General features: G+C 60.0%; 15 protein-coding genes. 6 read left to right on the top strand and 9 right to left on the bottom strand.

The features are described from left to right. Positions 1-25 precede the first annotated feature (25 nt). From nrdA to yfaE, 3 genes are read left to right on the top strand one after another with little or no spacing between them, the layout of a single operon-like run. Positions 26-2,311 carry a class 1a ribonucleoside-diphosphate reductase subunit alpha gene (gene nrdA / locus INF68_RS17465; protein WP_109846097.1) on the top strand — a complete coding sequence of 762 codons (2,286 nt, stop codon included), beginning with the start codon at positions 26-28 and terminating at the stop codon, positions 2,309-2,311. 49 nt (positions 2,312-2,360) lie between these two features. Continuing rightward, a complete protein-coding gene (nrdB, locus tag INF68_RS17460) occupies positions 2,361-3,491 on the top strand; it encodes a class Ia ribonucleoside-diphosphate reductase subunit beta (protein ID WP_126786704.1) in 1,131 nt (376 codons plus the stop codon). After that, positions 3,491-3,745: a class I ribonucleotide reductase maintenance protein YfaE gene (gene yfaE / locus INF68_RS17455; RefSeq protein ID WP_008500234.1), complete on the top strand. Its 255-nt coding sequence runs from the start codon at positions 3,491-3,493 to the stop codon at positions 3,743-3,745. Before nrdB ends, yfaE begins: the two co-directional genes overlap by 1 nt. A gap of 105 nt (positions 3,746-3,850) precedes the next feature. Here yfaE and glpQ read toward each other — a convergent pair whose 3' ends face one another. Both glpQ and glpT read right to left on the bottom strand, forming a co-directional pair. Further along, a complete protein-coding gene (glpQ, locus tag INF68_RS17450) occupies positions 3,851-4,909 on the bottom strand; it encodes a glycerophosphodiester phosphodiesterase (protein ID WP_126786703.1) in 1,059 nt (352 codons plus the stop codon). Between the two features lie 11 nt (positions 4,910-4,920). Continuing rightward, positions 4,921-6,273 (bottom strand): glycerol-3-phosphate transporter, encoded by a 1,353-nt coding sequence (gene glpT / locus INF68_RS17445; RefSeq protein WP_109846094.1) that lies wholly within the window; start codon positions 6,271-6,273, stop codon positions 4,921-4,923. A 252-nt stretch (positions 6,274-6,525) separates the two neighbouring features. Between glpT and glpA the strand changes: the two genes are divergently transcribed. The 3 genes from glpA to glpC are packed head-to-tail and all read left to right on the top strand — an operon-like array spanning position 6,526 to position 10,548. Continuing rightward, positions 6,526-8,154 (top strand): anaerobic glycerol-3-phosphate dehydrogenase subunit A, encoded by a 1,629-nt coding sequence (glpA, locus tag INF68_RS17440; protein ID WP_126786702.1) that lies wholly within the window; start codon positions 6,526-6,528, stop codon positions 8,152-8,154. Further along, positions 8,144-9,361 carry a glycerol-3-phosphate dehydrogenase subunit GlpB gene (glpB, locus tag INF68_RS17435; RefSeq protein ID WP_126786701.1) on the top strand — a complete coding sequence of 406 codons (1,218 nt, stop codon included), beginning with the start codon at positions 8,144-8,146 and terminating at the stop codon, positions 9,359-9,361. Before glpA ends, glpB begins: the two co-directional genes overlap by 11 nt. Continuing rightward, a complete protein-coding gene (gene glpC, locus INF68_RS17430) occupies positions 9,358-10,548 on the top strand; it encodes an anaerobic glycerol-3-phosphate dehydrogenase subunit GlpC (RefSeq protein WP_126786700.1) in 1,191 nt (396 codons plus the stop codon). The genes glpB and glpC overlap by 4 nt, the downstream gene beginning before the upstream one ends. Before the next feature lie 33 nt (positions 10,549-10,581). Here the strand turns inward: glpC and INF68_RS17425 are convergent, their stop codons facing one another. The 7 genes from INF68_RS17425 to menD all read right to left on the bottom strand — a co-directional run bounded on the left by INF68_RS17425 (position 10,582) and on the right by menD (position 18,159). Next, positions 10,582-11,781 carry a nicotinamide mononucleotide deamidase-related protein YfaY gene (locus INF68_RS17425; protein ID WP_126786699.1) on the bottom strand — a complete coding sequence of 400 codons (1,200 nt, stop codon included), beginning with the start codon at positions 11,779-11,781 and terminating at the stop codon, positions 10,582-10,584. A 93-nt stretch (positions 11,782-11,874) separates the two neighbouring features. Continuing rightward, complete coding sequence (locus tag INF68_RS17420; protein ID WP_109846089.1) at positions 11,875-12,414, bottom strand: YfaZ family outer membrane protein; 540 nt, start codon at positions 12,412-12,414, stop codon at positions 11,875-11,877. 124 nt (positions 12,415-12,538) lie between these two features. Beyond that, entirely contained in the window at positions 12,539-13,900 is a 1,362-nt protein-coding gene (menE, locus tag INF68_RS17415; RefSeq protein WP_126786698.1) for an o-succinylbenzoate--CoA ligase, read from the bottom strand. Next, positions 13,897-14,862, bottom strand: a complete 966-nt coding sequence (gene menC, locus INF68_RS17410; protein WP_126786697.1) for an o-succinylbenzoate synthase — start codon at positions 14,860-14,862, stop codon at positions 13,897-13,899. The genes menE and menC overlap by 4 nt, the downstream gene beginning before the upstream one ends. Then, a complete protein-coding gene (menB, locus tag INF68_RS17405) occupies positions 14,862-15,719 on the bottom strand; it encodes a 1,4-dihydroxy-2-naphthoyl-CoA synthase (protein WP_023312524.1) in 858 nt (285 codons plus the stop codon). The genes menC and menB overlap by 1 nt, the downstream gene beginning before the upstream one ends. Then, positions 15,716-16,492: a 2-succinyl-6-hydroxy-2,4-cyclohexadiene-1-carboxylate synthase gene (gene menH / locus INF68_RS17400; RefSeq protein ID WP_126786696.1), complete on the bottom strand. Its 777-nt coding sequence runs from the start codon at positions 16,490-16,492 to the stop codon at positions 15,716-15,718. The genes menB and menH overlap by 4 nt, the downstream gene beginning before the upstream one ends. Next, positions 16,489-18,159, bottom strand: coding sequence for a 2-succinyl-5-enolpyruvyl-6-hydroxy-3-cyclohexene-1-carboxylic-acid synthase (gene menD, locus INF68_RS17395; protein WP_126786695.1), 1,671 nt, complete (start codon positions 18,157-18,159; stop codon positions 16,489-16,491). Before menD ends, menH begins: the two co-directional genes overlap by 4 nt. Positions 18,160-18,188 lie beyond the last annotated feature (29 nt).

The following is an 18,188-nucleotide window of genomic DNA, read 5'->3' as shown; positions in this document are numbered from 1 at the left end:
TATTTCACGGACAGGTAAAACCCACATGAATCAGAGTCTGCTGGTGACAAAGCGCGACGGTACTACCGAGCGTATCAATCTGGACAAAATCCATCGAGTTCTCGACTGGGCAGCAGAAGGACTGAACAACGTATCTATCTCCCAGGTTGAACTGCGTTCTCACATTCAGTTCTACGACGGTATCAAAACGTCTGATATCCACGAAACGATCATTAAAGCAGCGGCAGACCTCATCTCCCGCGAAGCACCGGATTATCAGTACCTCGCTGCACGTCTGGCGATTTTCCATCTGCGTAAAAAAGCCTACGGCCAGTTTGAGCCGCCGAAGCTTTACGATCACGTGGTGAAAATGGTTGAGCTGGGCAAATACGACACGCATCTGCTGGAAGACTATACGGAAGAAGAGTTCGAGCAGATGAACGGGTTTATCGATCACTGGCGCGACATGAACTTCTCCTACGCGGCGGTGAAGCAGCTCGAAGGCAAATACCTGGTTCAGAACCGTGTAACCGGTGAGATCTACGAAAGCGCCCAGTTCCTCTATATTCTGGTGGCCGCCTGCCTGTTCTCTAACTACCCGCGTGACACCCGTCTGGAATACGTGAAGCGTTTCTACGATGCGGTATCCACGTTCAAGATTTCACTGCCGACGCCAATCATGTCTGGCGTGCGTACCCCAACCCGTCAGTTCAGCTCCTGCGTACTGATCGAGTGTGGTGACAGCCTGGATTCCATCAACGCCACCTCCAGCGCCATCGTGAAATACGTTTCCCAGCGTGCCGGTATCGGCATCAACGCCGGTCGCATTCGCGCGCTGGGCAGCCCGATTCGCGGCGGTGAAGCGTTCCACACCGGCTGTATTCCGTTCTATAAACACTTCCAGACGGCAGTAAAATCCTGCTCTCAGGGCGGCGTGCGCGGCGGTGCTGCGACTCTGTTCTACCCGATGTGGCACCTGGAAGTGGAAAGCCTGCTGGTTCTGAAAAACAACCGCGGCGTGGAAGGCAACCGCGTGCGTCACATGGACTACGGCGTGCAGATCAACAAGCTGATGTACACCCGTCTGCTGAAAGGCGAAGACATTACGCTGTTCAGCCCGTCCGACGTTCCGGGCCTGTATGACGCGTTCTTTGCCGATCAGGATGAGTTCGAGCGTCTGTACACCAAATACGAAAAAGACGACAGCATCCGCAAGCAGCGCGTGAAGGCGGTAGACCTGTTCTCTCTGATGATGCAGGAACGCGCCTCTACCGGCCGTATTTACATCCAGAACGTGGACCACTGCAACACCCACAGCCCGTTTGACCCGATGGTTGCGCCAGTGCGCCAGTCTAACCTGTGCCTGGAGATCGCCCTGCCGACCAAACCGCTGGAAGACGTGAACGACGAAAACGGCGAAATCGCGCTGTGTACGCTGTCCGCGTTCAACCTGGGCGCGATTAAGAGCCTGGACGAGCTGGAAGAGCTGGCCGTGCTGGCGGTTCGCGCGCTCGACGCCCTGCTGGACTACCAGGATTACCCGATCCCGGCCGCTAAACGCGGTGCAATGGGCCGCCGTACCCTGGGTATCGGCGTGATCAACTTCGCCTACTGGCTGGCGAAAAACGGCAAGCGTTACTCCGACGGCAGCGCTAACAACCTTACGCACCAGACGTTCGAAGCGATTCAGTACTACCTGATGAAAGCCTCTAACGAGCTGGCGAAAGAGCAAGGCGCGTGCCCGTGGTTCAACGAAACCACCTACGCGAAAGGCATTCTGCCAATCGACACCTACAAGAAAGACCTGGATGCGATTGTCAGCGAGCCGCTGCATCTCGACTGGGAAGGCCTGCGCGAGTCCATCAAGACCCACGGCTTGCGTAACTCTACGCTCTCTGCCCTGATGCCGTCCGAGACCTCTTCGCAGATCTCTAACGCCACCAACGGTATTGAACCGCCGCGCGGCCACGTCAGCATTAAAGCGTCGAAAGACGGCGTGCTGCGTCAGGTGGTACCGGACTACGAAACGCTGGGCAACAACTACGAGCTGCTGTGGGAAATGCCAAACAACGACGGCTACCTGCAGCTGGTGGGTATCATGCAGAAGTTTATCGACCAGTCGATCTCTGCCAATACCAACTATGACCCGACGCGCTTCCCGTCCGGCAAGGTACCGATGCAGCAATTGCTGAAAGACCTACTCACCGCCTACAAATTTGGCGTGAAAACCCTGTACTATCACAACACCCGTGACGGTGCGGAAGACGCTCAGGACGACCTGGTACCGTCAATTCAGGACGATGGCTGCGAAAGCGGCGCATGTAAGATCTAATGAAGGGCGGGGATATCCCCGCCTTTATTTCGTAAGACAGGACACACTCATGGCATATACCACCTTTTCACAGACGAAAAACGACCAGCTCAAAGAGCCGATGTTCTTCGGCCAGCCGGTCAACGTGGCACGCTACGATCAGCAAAAATATGACATCTTCGAAAAGCTGATTGAAAAGCAACTCTCCTTCTTCTGGCGCCCGGAAGAAGTGGACGTCTCCCGCGACCGTATTGACTACCAGTCGCTGCCGGATCACGAAAAACATATCTTCATCAGCAACCTGAAGTACCAGACTCTGCTGGACTCCATTCAGGGTCGTAGCCCGAACGTGGCGCTGCTGCCGCTGATCTCCATTCCAGAGCTGGAAACCTGGGTGGAAACCTGGGCGTTCTCTGAGACGATCCACTCCCGCTCTTACACCCACATCATCCGCAACATCGTGAACGATCCGGCGGTGGTGTTTGACGATATCGTCACCAACGAGCAGATCCAGAAGCGCGCGGAAGGCATTGCGCACTACTACGACGAGCTGATCGAGATGACCAGCTACTGGCACCTGCTGGGCGAAGGCACCCACCATGTGAACGGCAAAACCGTTACCGTGAACCTGCGCGCGCTGAAAAAGCAGCTGTACCTCTGCCTGATGAGCGTTAACGCCCTGGAAGCGATCCGCTTCTACGTGAGCTTCGCCTGCTCCTTCGCCTTTGCCGAGCGCAAGCTGATGGAAGGCAATGCCAAAATCATCCGTCTGATCGCCCGCGATGAAGCCCTGCACCTGACAGGTACCCAGCACATGCTGAACCTGCTGCGCAGCGGTACGGACGATCCGGAGATGGCGGAAATCGCCGAAGAGTGCAAGCAGGAGTGCTACGACCTGTTCGTGCTGGCGGCCCAGCAGGAGAAAGAGTGGGCAGACTACCTGTTCCGCGACGGTTCCATGATCGGCCTGAACAAAGACATCCTGTGCCAGTACGTTGAGTACATCACCAACATCCGCATGCAGGCCGTCGGTCTTGACCTGCCATTCCAGACGCGCTCTAACCCGATTCCGTGGATCAACACCTGGCTGGTATCCGATAACGTGCAGGTTGCGCCGCAGGAAGTGGAAGTCAGCTCTTATCTGGTCGGTCAGATTGATTCTGAAGTCAACACCGACGACCTGAGCGACTTCCAGCTCTGATGTCACGCGTCACGTTAAGTCTTTCCGGCACTGAGGTGCTGTGTCGGGAGGAGCACCCTTCTCTGCTGGTGGCGCTTGAGGCGCATCAGGTAGAAGTAGAGTACCAGTGTCGTTCCGGCTACTGCGGCTCCTGCCGCTGCCGCCTGGTCGCCGGCCAGGTGGACTGGCTGACCGAGCCGCTGGCCTTTATCAACGAAGGGGAAATTTTGCCCTGCTGCTGCCGGGCAAAAGGCGATATAGAGATCGAGATGTGATGTTGTCCTTATCCCCTCTCCCGGTGGGAGAGGGTTAAGGTGAGGGCATCAGGCCGCAGAGCCTGATTGTCGGGTGGCGGCTTCGCCTTACCCGACCTGCCAAACCTACTTCCGGTGAATGAATTCGACCGCTTTATCCGGAAAATCCGTAAACAGTCCGTCCACGCCCGCCTGGTTATACAACACCTCATAAAGCTGATTCACGTCCGTGGCATATGGCGGCAGCTGGTCTGCACGCACGGTATACGGATGCACCTGCATCCTGCTGGCGTGCGCCTCTTTCACCATCGCCGTCAGCTTCACGTGGCCCGGCGCTGAGCCTTCCGCCACCAGCATGTGGTAATCCGGCCCGATGCCGTCGGCGTACTGCGCAATCTGCTTCATCGCGCCCGGCTTAAACATCCAGTCGTAGTTATAGTTCACCCATTTGCCGTCCGGCTGCTTCTCCTGGGTTTCATTCCAGTCGGTATAGGCAATAAGCTGCACCAGATTGAGGTTCATCCCCATCTTCGGCTCCAGCTCGGTTTTGATGCGCTTCAGCTCGGCGGCGTCAAAACACTGCAGGTAGACTTTGTCCTTCTTGCTGGTGTAGCCGTACTGTTTCAGCACCTCCAGCGTCTTCGCGGCAATGTCTTTGCCTTCCTGATGGTGGAACCACGGCGCTTTGATCTCCGGGTAGATGCCGATATTTTTACCGGTTGAGTGGTTCAGCCCCTGAACAAACTCAATCTCTTCCTGGAAGGTATGGATCCGGAAGTCAGATTTGCCCATCGGGAAACGTCCCGGATAGACCTGCACCTTCTTGCCGTTTTCAATCTCGAAGCCTTCGGTGAACTTCAGGGAGCGGATCTCCGCCAGCGTGAAGTCAATGGCGTAGAAGCGGCCATCTTTGCGGGCGCGATCCGGGAAACGCTCTGCCACGTCCGTCACGCGGTCAAGGTAGTGGTCGTGCAGGACGACCAGCTGGTCGTCCTTGGTCATCACCAGATCCTGCTCCAGGTAATCCGCCCCCTGCGCATAGGCCATCGCTTTTGCCGGCAGCGTATGCTCTGGCAGATAGCCGCTCGCACCGCGGTGGGCAATAACGATTTTATCCGCCGCCAGCGCGGAGCCTGTCATCAGGCCCGCCAGCAGCAGGCCGGTTGCTAACTGAGTTAATTTCATCGCAAAGCTCCTTATTGACGACGCGCCAGCACTTCCGCGTGGTGACGTTTCTCACCGATCATGACCACAGTGAGCAGCAGTACCGCCAGCACGCTGCCGCCGATCATCACCATAAAGCCGCCGTCCCAGCCGAAGAAGTCAACGGTGTAGCCAACGATGGCGCTCGCCGCGACCGAACCGCCCAGATAGCCGAACAGACCGGTAAAGCCTGCCGCCGTGCCTGCCGCTTTTTTCGGCGCCAGCTCCAGCGCGTGCAGGCCAATCAGCATTACCGGACCATAAATCAGGAAGCCGATAACGATCATGCAGGCCATGTCTACTGATGGGTTGCCCGGCGGGTTGAGCCAGTAAACGACGGTCGCGATGGTGACCAGGGTCATAAAGAACACGCCCGTCGCGCCGCGGTTGCCTTTAAACACCTTGTCCGACATCCAGCCGCAAAGCAGCGTGCCCGGGATCCCGGCATATTCATACAGGAAATAGGCCCAGGACGATTTATCCAGCGCGAAGTGCTTCACCTCTTTCAGGTACGTCGGGGACCAGTCCAGAATGCCGTAGCGCAGCAGGTAAACGAACACGTTCGCCACCGCGATGTACCACAGCAGCTTGTTCGGCAGGACGTACTTCATGAAGATCTGTTTTGCGGTCAGCTCTTCTTCGTGCTCCTTGCTGTAATCATCCGGATAGTCGTTTTTATACTCTTCAATCGGCGGCAGGCCGCAGGACTGCGGCGTATCGCGCATCAGCGCAAAGGCGAAAATCGCCACGACGATGGCGCCAAAGGCAGGCATATAGAGCGCAGCATGCCAGTCGTTGAACCAGGCCATCCCCAGCAGGAACAGCAGCGGCGGAATACCGCCACCTACGTTATGCGCGCAGTTCCACACCGACACGATGCCGCCGCGTTCCTTCTGCGACCACCAGTGCACCATGGTACGTCCGCACGGCGGCCACCCCATCCCCTGGAACCAGCCGCAGAGGAACAGCAGCACGAACATAATCGCAATACTGGACGTCGCCCACGGCACAAAGCCCATGAACAGCATGACCGCGGCCGCCAGGATCAGGCCGGCGGGCAGGAACACGCGCGGATTCGAGCGATCCGACACGGAACCCATGATGAATTTGGAAAAACCGTAGGCGATTGAGATCCCCGACAGCGCGAACCCCAGATCGCCGCGGGAGAAGCCCTGCTCCACCAGATACGGCATGGCGAGCGCGAAGTTTTTACGTACAAGGTAGTACGCCGCGTACCCGAAGAAAATCCCCAGGAAAATTTGCCAGCGCAGACGGCGGTATAGCGGATCAATTTCTGCCTCTGGCAGACGCGCCCTGTGCGGCGCAGGTTTGAAGATACTGAGCATAACAGCCTCCGTGGCCTTGAATTGAATGGGCAGGTGGCTCGCACCTGAATTCCAGAGGCGGGGATGTTAAGAAATCACGGTGATTGTTACTGTGAATCAACGCACAGAATGTTACAGAAATATGACAGAATGCGCAAAAAAGCGCATGAAATCACGTTTCACTTTCGAATTTCGCGCGTTTATGTTCGAAATCAAACAAACCACACAATTGATATGGCTAAATGATAAAAAAACGAACATAGAGGGTAAACAATGACCATTCACGATCCTCGTTACAGCGATGTGATAATCATTGGCGGTGGCGCAACCGGCGCCGGGATCGCACGCGACTGCGCCCTTCGCGGCTTAAGCGTCACGCTGCTGGAGCGCCACGATATCGCCACGGGCGCAACCGGGCGTAACCACGGCCTGCTGCACAGCGGAGCGCGGTATGCGGTTACCGACGGTGAGTCCGCGCGCGAATGTATTGCTGAAAACCAGATCCTCAAGCGTATAGCCCGCCACTGCATTGAGCCAACCAACGGCCTCTTTATTACTCTTCCCGAAGATGACCTCACCTTTCAGGACACCTTTGTTACCGCCTGCTGTGCAGCGGGCATTCAGGCTGAGGCCATGGATCCGGCTCTGGCGCGGCGGCTGGAACCGTCGGTTAACCAGGCGCTTATTGGCGCGGTTAAAGTCCCTGACGGTACCGTTGACCCCTTTCGCCTGACGGCCGCCAATATGCTGGACGCCCGCGAGCATGGCGCGCGCATCCTGACCGGGCACGAAGTGACCGGGCTTATCCGTGAAGGTCATCGTATCTGCGGCGTGCGGATCCTTGATACGCAGTATAACGAACACAGCGAGCTGTATGCCGCCGTAGTGGTCAACGCGGCGGGGATCTGGGGGCAGCGCATCGCGGAATACGCGGACCTGTCGGTGCGCATGTTCCCGGCGAAAGGCTCGCTGCTGATCCTCGACCACCGCATCAATAACCACGTGATCAACCGCTGCCGCAAACCGTCCGACGCCGATATCCTGGTCCCGGGCGACACCATTTCGTTAATCGGTACCACCTCAACCCACGTGGATTACAGCGAGATTGATTACAACCGCGTCACCGCTGAAGAGGTGGATATCCTGCTGCGGGAAGGGGAAAAACTGGCCCCGGTGATGGCGCAGACGCGTATTCTGCGCGCCTACGCGGGCGTGCGTCCGCTGGTTGCCAGCGACAACGACCCGAGCGGACGTAACGTCAGCCGGGGAATCGTGCTGCTCGATCACGCCGAGCGCGACGGCATGGACGGGTTTATCACCATCACCGGCGGCAAGCTGATGACCTACCGCCTGATGGCCGAGTGGGCGACCGATGCCGTCTGCCGCAAGCTGGGGAATACCGAAACATGCGTGACGGCAGACCAGTCGCTGCCCGGCTCGCGGCAGTCCACCGAAAAAACGCTGCAAAAAATCATCTCCCTGCCCGCGCCGCTGCGCGGATCCGCGATTTACCGCCACGGCGACAGAACGCCGCAGTGGCTCGGTGAAGGACGCCTGAGCCGCAGCCTGGTGTGCGAGTGCGAAGCCGTCACCGCCGGTGAGGTGCAGTACGCGGTGGAGAGCCTGACGGTCACAAGCCTGCTCGATCTTCGTCGCCGCACCCGCGTGGGAATGGGTACCTGTCAGGGCGAGCTGTGCGCCTGTCGTGCCGCCGGGCTACTGCAGCGTTTTCATACCACCACCGCCACCCAGTCGCTCGATCAGCTCAGCGCGTTTTTAAACGAGCGCTGGAAAGGCATTCAGCCTGTCGCCTGGGGCGATGCCTTGCGCGAAAGCGAATTTACCCGCTGGGTCTACCAGGGGCTTTGCGGTCTTGAGAAGGAGCAACGCGATGAAATTTGATACCGTAATCGTCGGCGGCGGGCTGGCAGGCCTGCTCTGCGGCATCAAGCTCTCGAAGCAGGGTCTTCGCTGCGCCATTATCACCCGGGGCCAGAGCGCCCTGCACTTCTCGTCGGGCTCTCTGGATCTGGTGGACGAAGCGTACCGTGACAAGCTGCCGCCGGAGCACCCGTATCACCTGATTGGCGCCCAGCATATTGACCGCTTTGCGCTGGAAACCGAAGCGCTGCTGGCGGACTGCGGCGCGCGTCTGAAGGGAAGCGCCCGGTTCAATCACCAGCGCGTCACCCCGCTCGGCACCCTGCGCTCTGCCTGGCTCAGCCCGGAAGAAGTGCCCGTTGCTCCCTTCAATGCCGCACGCGTGCGGGTCGTGGGCATTAGCGGCTTTCTGGATTTCCAGCCCCATCTCGCGGCCGCGTCGCTCTGTCGCCAGGGCGTCAATGCCGACACGGCAGAGATAGAGCTGCCTGAACTGGATGTCCTGCGCGACAACCCGAGCGAGTTTCGCGCGGTGAATATCGCCCGTTTTCTGGATAACGAGGATAAATGGCCGCTGCTGTATGACGCGCTCAGGCCCCACAGCGACAGCTGTGACGCCCTGCTGATGCCCGCCTGCTTTGGTTTACGCGACAACCTGCTCTGGCGCTGGCTCTCAGATCGGCTGCCCTGCTCGCTCGGCCTGCTGCCAACCCTGCCCCCTTCCGTACCCGGCATTCGCCTGCATACCCAGCTCCAGCGCCAGTTTGTCGCGCAGGGCGGCGTGTGGATGGCGGGTGATGAGGTGAAAAAAATCACCCTGACCGACTGCGCGGTGAGCGAAGTCTGGACGCGCAACCACGACGATATTCCGCTTCGCGCGCGCTATGCGGTGCTGGCAAGCGGCAGCTTCTTCAGCAACGGGCTGCTGAGCAGCCGGGAGGGCATCCGGGAAGCCATTATGGGGCTCGATGTTCGCCAGCGAGCCTCCCGCGCGGACTGGTATCAAAGTGATTTCTTCTCGCCGCAGCCCTGGCAGCAGTTCGGCGTGATCGTCGATAAGCAGCTGCATCCGCAACTTTCCGGTAAGCCCGTCAGTAATCTTTTTGCCATCGGCTCGCTGCTGGGCGGGTACGATCCCATTGCCCAGGGATGCGGTGGCGGGGTCTGCGCCGTCACGGCGCTGTATGTGGCAGAGCAGATTAGCCAGCGCACGGAGGCTGAACAATGAACGACACTCGTTTTGAAAGCTGCATTAAATGCACGCTGTGTACCACCGTCTGCCCGGTCAGCGGCGTGAACCCACGCTATCCCGGCCCAAAACAGGCCGGGCCGGACGGCGAGCGTCTGCGCCTGAAGGACGGCAAGCTATACGACGAGGCGCTGAAATACTGCATCAACTGCAAACGCTGCGAAGTCGCCTGCCCGTCGGATGTGAAAATCGGCGATATCATCCAGCGAGCCCGGGCGCGCTACAGCACGCAAAAGCCGACGCTGCGTGACGCTATTCTGAGCCACACCGATCTGATGGGCAGCGTCTCGACGCCGTTTGCCCCGCTGGTGAATGCCGCGACCTCTCTCAAACCGGTGCGCCAGCTGCTGGATGCCACGCTGAAGATAGCTCATCACCGCAGCCTGCCGAAATATTCTCACGGCACCTTCCGCCGCTGGTATAAATCCGTCGAGGCGGAACAGGCGAAGTATGCCGACCAGGTGGCCTTCTTCCACGGCTGCTATGTGAATTACAACCATCCGCAGCTGGGTAAAGATCTGCTGAAGGTGCTGAACGCCATGGGAACGGGCGTTCAGCTACTGAACAAAGAGAAGTGCTGCGGCGTACCGCTGATTGCCAACGGGTTTACCGATAAAGCGCGCAGGCAGGCTCAGAGCAATGTCACCTCCCTGCGCGAAGCGATTGTCGATAAAGGTATTCCGGTGCTGGCGACCTCGTCCACCTGTACCTTCACCCTGCGCGACGAGTACCCGCATCTGCTGGACGTGGATAACACCGGCCTGCGCGAGCACATCGAGCTGGCGACACGCTTCCTGTGGCGTAAGCTCGATAGCGGGCAGACGTTGCCGCTGGGGACATTACCGCTGAAAGTGGTCTATCACACGCCGTGTCACATGGAAAAAATGGGCTGGTCGCTCTATACGCTTGAGCTACTGCGGCTTATTCCAGGCCTGGAGCTGACGGTGCTGGACTCGCGCTGCTGCGGGATTGCAGGAACCTACGGCTTTAAGCGTGAAAACTACGAAACGTCGCAGGTGATTGGCGCCCCGCTGTTCCGTCAGATTGAAGAGAGCGGCGCGGATATCGTGGTAACGGACTGCGAAACCTGCAAGTGGCAGATTGAGATGTCCACCAGCAAGCGCTGCGAACATCCGATCACCCTGCTGGCGAAGGCGCTGGGCTAAACAGTGCCGGGGCGAAAGGCCCCGGCACAGGTTTTACTCAATGAACAGCGACTCGACAACGTTAATCCAGCCGTGCTCGCTGGCAACCTCTTTGCCATTCAGCCAGCGGCGCAGCATGTTCAGCGCCATCATAGCGCAAACCTCCTGACGCACCGCCAGGCTGTGGCGGGTGATACTCATTTTTACCCGCAGGGCCCAGGTGCCTTCCGGCGTCGCCAGCGCGAAGTTAAGGCATTCCTCGTCCAGCCCCCCGACGAACAGCGCCAGACCGGCAAAATGCTTCACCCTTCTCTCGGAAGCCCAGCGGGCGGTCTGCGCCAGGGTCTCCTGCTGGAAAGGCACCACTTCGCTGGCCAGCAGCGGCGCGTTGACGCGCGACAGCTGCAGCGCCAGCAGGCCACCGGTGAACTGCTCGCTTAAGGTCACGCTCAGCTGACGCGACTGCAGATGCGTCGCAATCTGCGCGGGCAGCCCTTCCGTCCCTTCAAAGATCAGGCTTTCGCCCGCCACGCGCTGCACCTCGGGCCACAGGGCCAGCATCGCCTCTTTCTGCTCGGCCGGGCCTGTCAGCTTGAGTTCAATGATCGGCATGGAGGAGCGGTAGCCCATGGAGACGCCCGGCGGCAGCGGGAGAGGGTCAAGGCTCTGGGCCAGATCGCTTTCCGAGCGGCCAAAGGTGGTCAAACGCAGGCACAGCGGCGGTTCAGGCAGAGTAAAACGATCGCGAAGGCGCGGCAGGATCTGCTGCTCGACCATCACTTTAAATTCTGAGGGCACGCCCGGCGTGAAGAACATCAGGCAGCGGTTCAGCTGCATGGCAAACCCGCACGCGGTACCCACCGGGTTATCGACCAGCTCGGCGCTGGCGGGAATTTCAGCCTGTTTGCGGTTGCTGGGGGCCATGACGCGGCCACGTTCGGAGAAAAAGCGCTCCATCTGCGAAAGCCACGCCTCGTGCAGCACCAGCCCTTCGCCTTTTGCGGTTGCGGCGGCCAGGGCACTGAGATCGTCACCGGTGGGGCCGAGTCCGCCATTCACAATCAGCACGTCGCAGTGTTCGCTGCGCTCGCGCAGAATAGCGACCAGCGACTCAAGATTGTCGCCCACCGTATTGCGGCGCGTTAACGGTAATCCTTGCTCAAAGAAAAGATCGGCAAGCCAGGCAGCATTGGTATCAATAATTTGTCCATGCAGCACTTCGTCGCCGGTGGATAACATCTCCACGTTAATCATTATGTTCTCCCGCTTATTTGGTCAAAACACTATAGCGCAAACGCGGGGTCGAGAAGAGAGAAACTGGCGCGACAGAACGCCGCGCCAGTGTGATTAGAAGCCTGCGCTGACGCCCACGTACGGGCCGTCGGCCAACGCGTTGTCGCGGTTGCCGTCTTTGCCAGCCAGGTTCAGATAGCGATAGCCCGCTTCGATGGTAATCGGACGCATGATGGTCCAGCGCGCGCCAGCGTTGGCCTCTTCATAGCTTTCGATACCGCTTGAGAGGGAATCTGGAGAGTAGTAGTACTCACCAAACAGGCCGAAGCTGTCGCCAATTTTCCACTGCAGGCCGCCGCCCACAGCCGCCGCGTACCCTTCGTCACCGTCATTTGGGTTGGTATAGATACCTTTACCGCCGACGGTGGCCAGGAACGGGCCAAGAGGAACGTTCAGACCCAGGCCGAGGCTCGCCGCGTCGCCGTCGTCATCGTTATGCGTCCAGCCGCCGGTCATCGCCAGACCGGAAGTCTCGGTACCCATGCCAAAGCCCAGGTGGGTATAATCCTGACCCGCCGAGCCGTTAATGCTGATGGCGTTAGCCGCCGCAGATACAACCATCAGGCCGAAGCCCACTAATGCCGCTTTTTTCATTGTCGTGATCCCGCACAATTATTATAAAGAAGTCCCAAAACCGCGAGATTTTAACCGGAGTCTTCCGGGGATCAAGCACTCTGCGTGCGGCAGGTCAGTAGATTGTAATTATTTGAAACGGCTATTATCCCTTCAGCGAGGCGTTCACCCACTGCTGCAAAGCGCGGCGTGAGACTTTAATGCCGCCATTTTTGAGTTCGGCCGGCAACAGCAGCCAGCGGACGGGTTGCTCAAAACGCGCCACCTTATCCCTGACCCAGTCAGGCAAACAGCTGATATCCGTGCCCGGCTCGCACTCCACCACCGCCACCGGACGCTGTCCAAACTCGGCGTCGTCCAGCGGGACGATAAACACCTGGTTAATCTGCGGATGGCGGGCGATAACGCGCTCAAGGCTCTCCGGCTGGATCCCTTCTCCGCCGCTAAAAAAGAGGTTGTCCATGCGGCCGAGGATCGTCAGGCGGCCGTCATGCCATTCACCGCGATCGCGGGTGGCGAACCATCCCTGCGCGTTGGTCAGCGGAACCAATTCGCCGTCCCGCCAGTAGCCTGAGGCCATACTCTCTGCCCGGATCCAGACCTCACCGTTAACCACCTTCACCTCTCTGCCCGGCAGCGCATAGCCTACGTCCGGCTCGCCGTCCGCCGCTTTTGCGCAGACGGTAGAGGCAAACTCGGTCAGGCCGTAGCCGCAGAAGGTGCGAATCCCCTGCTCGCGCGCCTGCTGCGTCAATTCCACAGGGATGGCGGCTCCGCCCAGCAGCACCGCTTTCAGTGCGACAGGCTGACGGGTATTAAGCAGACGCCAGAGCTGGGTCGGCACCAGCGAGGCGTGCGTACAGCCGCGCAAAGCCTGCGCCAGCGGCTGTTTCTCGCGCACGGTTAACCGCGCGCCGGCCTGCAGCCAGCGCCATAAAATCCCCTGGCCGGAAACGTGAAACAGCGGCAGCGAAAGCAGCCAGTCGTCGTCTTCGCCGTAGGGCATCAGCGCCAGCACTCCGCGCGCGCTGGCGAGATGGGCGTCGCAGGTATGCACCGCCGCTTTCGGCAGCCCGGTGGAGCCGGAGGTCAGCGTCATCGACGCCATCCGCGACGGCTGCCACGCAACGCGATATTCCCCCGCGCGCTCGCGCATGCTCAGGGCAGGAAGACCGTCGCAGATACCGTCCAGCACCAGCGCAAAGCGCAGCGTCATCTGCGGGAGCAACACGTCCAGCAGCGGGCGAGGCAGCTGCGGATTAACGGGAAGAATACGCGCCCCGCACTGGAGCAGGGCGAGCCACGCCAGCAGGGTTTGCGGGTGATTATGGGCCAGCAGCAGCACGCCGTTGCCCTCCTCCACGCCCTGCAGGTGAAACTCTGCCGCAAGGCGGTCGATGCGGGCGCACAGCTGTTGCCAGCTGAGCACCTCATCGTTCAGCCTCAGGGCCGGTTTATCAGCAAACTGCGCGCGCCAGTGCCGCCACGGCCAGTCGGTAAAACTCATAACAACGGCTCCAGCGCCGTGACGTCGAGGCACGGCAGCGCGCTGTCCGGCCACGTGCGGATAAGCTGGGCCTGCATCAGGTTCAGCGTGTCGAGGCCGGGGATCGTATCCGGCGTTAACCAGGCGGCAATGCGCGCCAGCTGTGTCAGCCCAAGGCTGGACTCAATCGACGAGCTGATGACCGCCGTCAGCCCCGAAGCGTGCGCCGCCGCGACCTGCTCGCGCACCTTCGCCAGGCTGCCGGTCAGCGTCGGTTTAATCACCACCGCGCTGACGCCGGGCTCGGCGATAAATTCAAAATCGTCCTCACGCAGGCTTTCGTCCCAGGCGATGGCAATCCCCGTTTCGCGGGCAAACGCGCGCGAATCGTCGCGGGTTTTGCACGGCTCTTCGAGGAAGGCAATGCGGTTGCGGTACGCCGGGTTGACGTACTTAGCAAACTGCTGCGCCTTGAGCGGCGTCCAGGCGCGGTTAGCGTCCAGACGCAAATGGAGGTCGGGGATCGCCTCCAGCAGCAGGTTAGCGACCATGCCATCGCGCACCGCTTCGTAGAGACCGACTTTAATTTTCGCCACTTTCTCGCCCGGCATGGCGGAGAGCAGCGCGAACAGCTCGTCAGGATCGCCCGTACAGAGCGGTGCCGCGCTGTAGTTAGCCTCTTCAGACAGGCTGCCGTCCAGCTCCGCCAGCGCGCAGCTGATGCCAAAAGCCGCGGAAGGCACGTCCGGCAACGCCGGATCCGCGCCCTCACGCCACGCGTCCGCCCACGCCAGCAATGCTGACTGCGCGTCATCCAGCGATTCCAGGCTAAAGCCCGGCAGAGGTGAAATTTCGCCCCAGCCTTCCCGCTCGTCCTGCTGCAGATGCACGACGAAACCGTCACGGGTTTTTAACCGCCGTTCACGCAACACCACGCCCGCGTCCATCGGTATCTGCCAGCGGTAAACCTGCGCGCGACGCATTACGGATTCCGTTTGTATTTGCTGAAGTCCGGCTGGCGCTTTTCGTTAAACGCGTTGCGCCCTTCCTGACCCTCTTCGGTCATGTAGAACAGCATGGTGGCGTTGCCCGCCAGCTCCTGCAGACCCGCCTGACCGTCGCAGTCGGCGTTGAGAGCGGCCTTCAGGCAGCGCAGCGCCATCGGGCTGTTTTGCAGCATTTCGCGGCACCAGCGAACGGTCTCTTTTTCGAGATCGGCAATCGGCACCACGGTATTCACCAGGCCCATATCCAGCGCTTCCTGAGCGTTGTACTGACGGCACAGGAACCAGATTTCGCGGGCTTTTTTCTGCCCGACGATGCGTGCCATGTACGAGGCGCCCCAGCCGCCATCGAAGGATCCCACTTTCGGACCGGTCTGGCCAAAAATGGCGTTCTCAGCGGCAATGGTCAGATCGCACATCATGTGCAGCACATGACCGCCGCCGATGGAGTAGCCCGCCACCATCGCCACCACCGGTTTTGGACAGGTGCGGATCTGGCGCTGGAAATCGAGGACGTTCAGGTGGTGGGTACCCGCATCGTCCTGGTATCCGCCGTAGTCGCCGCGCACTTTCTGATCGCCGCCGGAGCAGAACGCTTTATCGCCTTCGCCGGTCAGGACAATCACGCCGATGTTGTCGTCGTAGCGCGCATCCGCCAGGGCCTGAATCATCTCTTTCACGGTCAGCGGACGGAAGGCGTTACGTACCTGCGGGCGGTTGATGGTGATTTTGGCAATGCCGTCGGTGGATTTGTGGTAGCGAATGTCGGTGTAGCCTTCGGAGCAGTCCTGCCATTCAACCGGGGCGTAAAGCATGTTTTCATCAGGGTAGATCATAGAGTGTCCTTTATTCGATAACGCAGTATCTGAGCCAGACTCGCGATAACCGCATCGGGGTTTTCCCGGTGGGCGTTGTGTCCGGCATTGGGAATTGCATGGCGAACGGCGTTCACTTCCGCGGCAAGGGCCGCGAACTTTTCATCCCGTTCGCCATAGAGATAGTCAAAAGAGAAATCGCGTGCGCTAAGCGCGGCACGCAAATCCGGCTGCACGGCCAGCGAGGTCGCCTCGAGCATCATCGCCAGCGTCGCGCCGTTGTTCTGGCTGCGCAGGGTAATCAGCGCCTCGCGCTGGGCGTCCGTGAGGGAGGCAAACACGGGCTGTTGGTACCAGTCAGCGAACACCTTCTCCAGCGGTTCGGTGCGAAAACGCGCTGCCCAGCGGCGGTCGGACGCCAGCCGCGCATTTCGCGCATCGGCATCCTGCAGGCCCGGATGTCCACCTTCAACAATCACCCCGAGCAGCCCCTTCGGCTGCTGGCAGGCATGAAACATCGCAATGCGGCCGCCGAGGGAGTACCCGATGAGCCAGAATTTAAGTATGTTGTAACTAAGCAGAGTTTGAGTGAGCAACGTGCTCATCTCCTCAAACCCCATCACGCTAAAATCTCGGGATCCACCGTGACCCGGCAGATCCATATACAGCCGGGGGTAGTCGCTGAGTTTTTCACCGACCTTCTGCCACTCGCGGCAATCTCCAGAAAAACCGTGCAAAAAGACCAGCCAGGGATAGCCCGGTTTGCCAGCCTGCTGCACGCCCGAGAGGATCACAGCTGGCTCGCCTGCGCCAGCAGGCTTTGCAGGGCCTGCGCACCGTCAGCCTCGTTCACCACCAGCTCGATCAGCGTCGCGCCCGGCTGTTTCCAGGCGCTGCTTAATGCCGCGTCCAGCTGTTCCCAGCTTTCCGGGCGATGGTATTTCAGGCTAAACATCGCCGCGGCGTGTTCGAACTGCACGTTCTGCGGCATCAGATAGAAACGCTCGCGTTCGCTCTGAGGCGTTGGCAACAGGGAGAAAATCTGCCCGCCGTTGTTGTTGACCACAATCAGCACAAACGGGGCTGACGCCTGACGCAGCAGCGCCAGCGCGTTGAGATCGTAGAGCGCGGAGAGATCGCCCACGATCGCCAGCGTCGATTTCGCGCTGGCGCGCTGCACGCCCGCCGCCGTCGAGATCAGCCCGTCGATGCCGCTGGCGCCGCGGTTGCTGTACACCGGGTAGCCCGCGGGCAGCTTCGAGAAAGCGTCAATCAGCCGCACGACCAGGCTGTTGCCGACAAACAGCTGCCCCTGTTCAGGCAGGTACTGACGAATGCGGTGCGCCAGCCCGGCTTCGCTAAACGCTTCACAGTGCGCTTTGGTCAGTTCCCACGCCTGGCGCGAAAGGTCCGGTATAGCCACCGCCCAGGGCTTGCGTTTTTCAGCCGGATGAAGCGTCAGCCAGGCATCGATGCTGCTGACCAGACGACGGCCGCGGTGGTGCGCCGGGTCAAGCCGTCCTTCCAGCGAATCCACCAGCCAATACTCTTCCGGCGTGCAGGTGGCCTGCCACTGCAGTAACCGTTTGCCGGTTAAACTCGATCCAAGCTGGACCACAATCTGCGCCTGCGCAAGCTCGGTGACCGCTTTCGCGTTACCCAGCCAGAGATCGGCGCACGGCAGCGGCTGACCGGTCTGGGAAAGCACATCGCCAATCAGCGGCCAGCCGAGGGTTTGCGCCCATTCAGCGACCAGCTTGCCTTCGGCGGCGCTCATGCGCCCAGCGATAACCACGCCGCGCTTCTGCCGCCAGAAGAACCAGTCGCGCTGTTTCGCGCTCTCAAGATGCGTCTGCTCGCGCAGCCACGGTTTTTCACTCTGCCACCAGTCGCCGAGAGACTGCTGCCAGTCAAGACCCGTGTCGTCCAGCTCGCCGTACAGCGGCTCGGCAAACGGGCAGTTGATATGCAACGCCCCACTGCGCAACGTCTCCATGGCGTGATCGACGGTGGAGACCAGCCAGCTTGCCGGAATATCCTGGGTGGGACGCGGTAACGAAATCGTCTGCGAAGGATGCGAAGAAAAGAGCCCCGGCTGGCGAATGGCCTGATTGGCACCGCAGTCGATAAGCTCAGGGGGACGATCGGCCGTCAGTAAGATCAGTCTTTCACCCGTTAACCCGGCTTCAATCAGGGCCGGATAGAGGTTCGCCAGGGCGGTACCGGAGGTGACGATCACCGCCACAGGTTCTTTGCTGACTTTCGCCAGACCCAGCGCCAGATGGCCGAGACCGCGTTCATCAAAGTGGGTGTGGTGAATCAACGCCCGGTTTTCAGCGGCCGCCAGCGTCAGCGGCGTTGAGCGAGAACCCGGTGCAATACACACGTGCCTGACGCCATGGCGCGTCAGGGCTTCAAGGATCACCGCCGCCCAGCGTCGGTTAAAAGAACTTACTGACATGAGATTGTCCGGTATCAAGAATGCGACAC

It is taken from the genome of Enterobacter cloacae complex sp. P16RS2 (genome assembly GCF_014982155.1).
In the GTDB taxonomy this organism is placed as follows: domain Bacteria; phylum Pseudomonadota; class Gammaproteobacteria; order Enterobacterales; family Enterobacteriaceae; genus Enterobacter; species Enterobacter cloacae_M.
The sequence above is the reverse complement of the archived record's forward strand: the minus strand, read 5'-3'. Positions and strand labels throughout refer to the sequence as shown.

Bases quoted from the DNA above. Each gene is read 5' to 3' on its own strand.
- menC (WP_126786697.1), bottom strand. From the start codon at position 14,862: ATGCGTCGCGCGCAGGTTTACCGCTGGCAGATACCGATGGACGCGGGC.
- glpB (WP_126786701.1), top strand. From the start codon at position 8,144: ATGAAATTTGATACCGTAATCGTCGGCGGCGGGCTGGCAGGCCTGCTC.
- glpC (WP_126786700.1), top strand. From the start codon at position 9,358: ATGAACGACACTCGTTTTGAAAGCTGCATTAAATGCACGCTGTGTACC.
- glpQ (WP_126786703.1), bottom strand. From the start codon at position 4,909: ATGAAATTAACTCAGTTAGCAACCGGCCTGCTGCTGGCGGGCCTGATG.
- INF68_RS17420 (WP_109846089.1), bottom strand. From the start codon at position 12,414: ATGAAAAAAGCGGCATTAGTGGGCTTCGGCCTGATGGTTGTATCTGCG.
- INF68_RS17425 (WP_126786699.1), bottom strand. From the start codon at position 11,781: ATGATTAACGTGGAGATGTTATCCACCGGCGACGAAGTGCTGCATGGA.
- glpT (WP_109846094.1), bottom strand. From the start codon at position 6,273: ATGCTCAGTATCTTCAAACCTGCGCCGCACAGGGCGCGTCTGCCAGAG.
- menB (WP_023312524.1), bottom strand. From the start codon at position 15,719: ATGATCTACCCTGATGAAAACATGCTTTACGCCCCGGTTGAATGGCAG.
- yfaE (WP_008500234.1), top strand. From the start codon at position 3,491: ATGTCACGCGTCACGTTAAGTCTTTCCGGCACTGAGGTGCTGTGTCGG.
- nrdB (WP_126786704.1), top strand. From the start codon at position 2,361: ATGGCATATACCACCTTTTCACAGACGAAAAACGACCAGCTCAAAGAG.
- menD (WP_126786695.1), bottom strand. From the start codon at position 18,159: ATGTCAGTAAGTTCTTTTAACCGACGCTGGGCGGCGGTGATCCTTGAA.
- glpA (WP_126786702.1), top strand. From the start codon at position 6,526: ATGACCATTCACGATCCTCGTTACAGCGATGTGATAATCATTGGCGGT.
- nrdA (WP_109846097.1), top strand. From the start codon at position 26: ATGAATCAGAGTCTGCTGGTGACAAAGCGCGACGGTACTACCGAGCGT.
- menE (WP_126786698.1), bottom strand. From the start codon at position 13,900: ATGAGTTTTACCGACTGGCCGTGGCGGCACTGGCGCGCGCAGTTTGCT.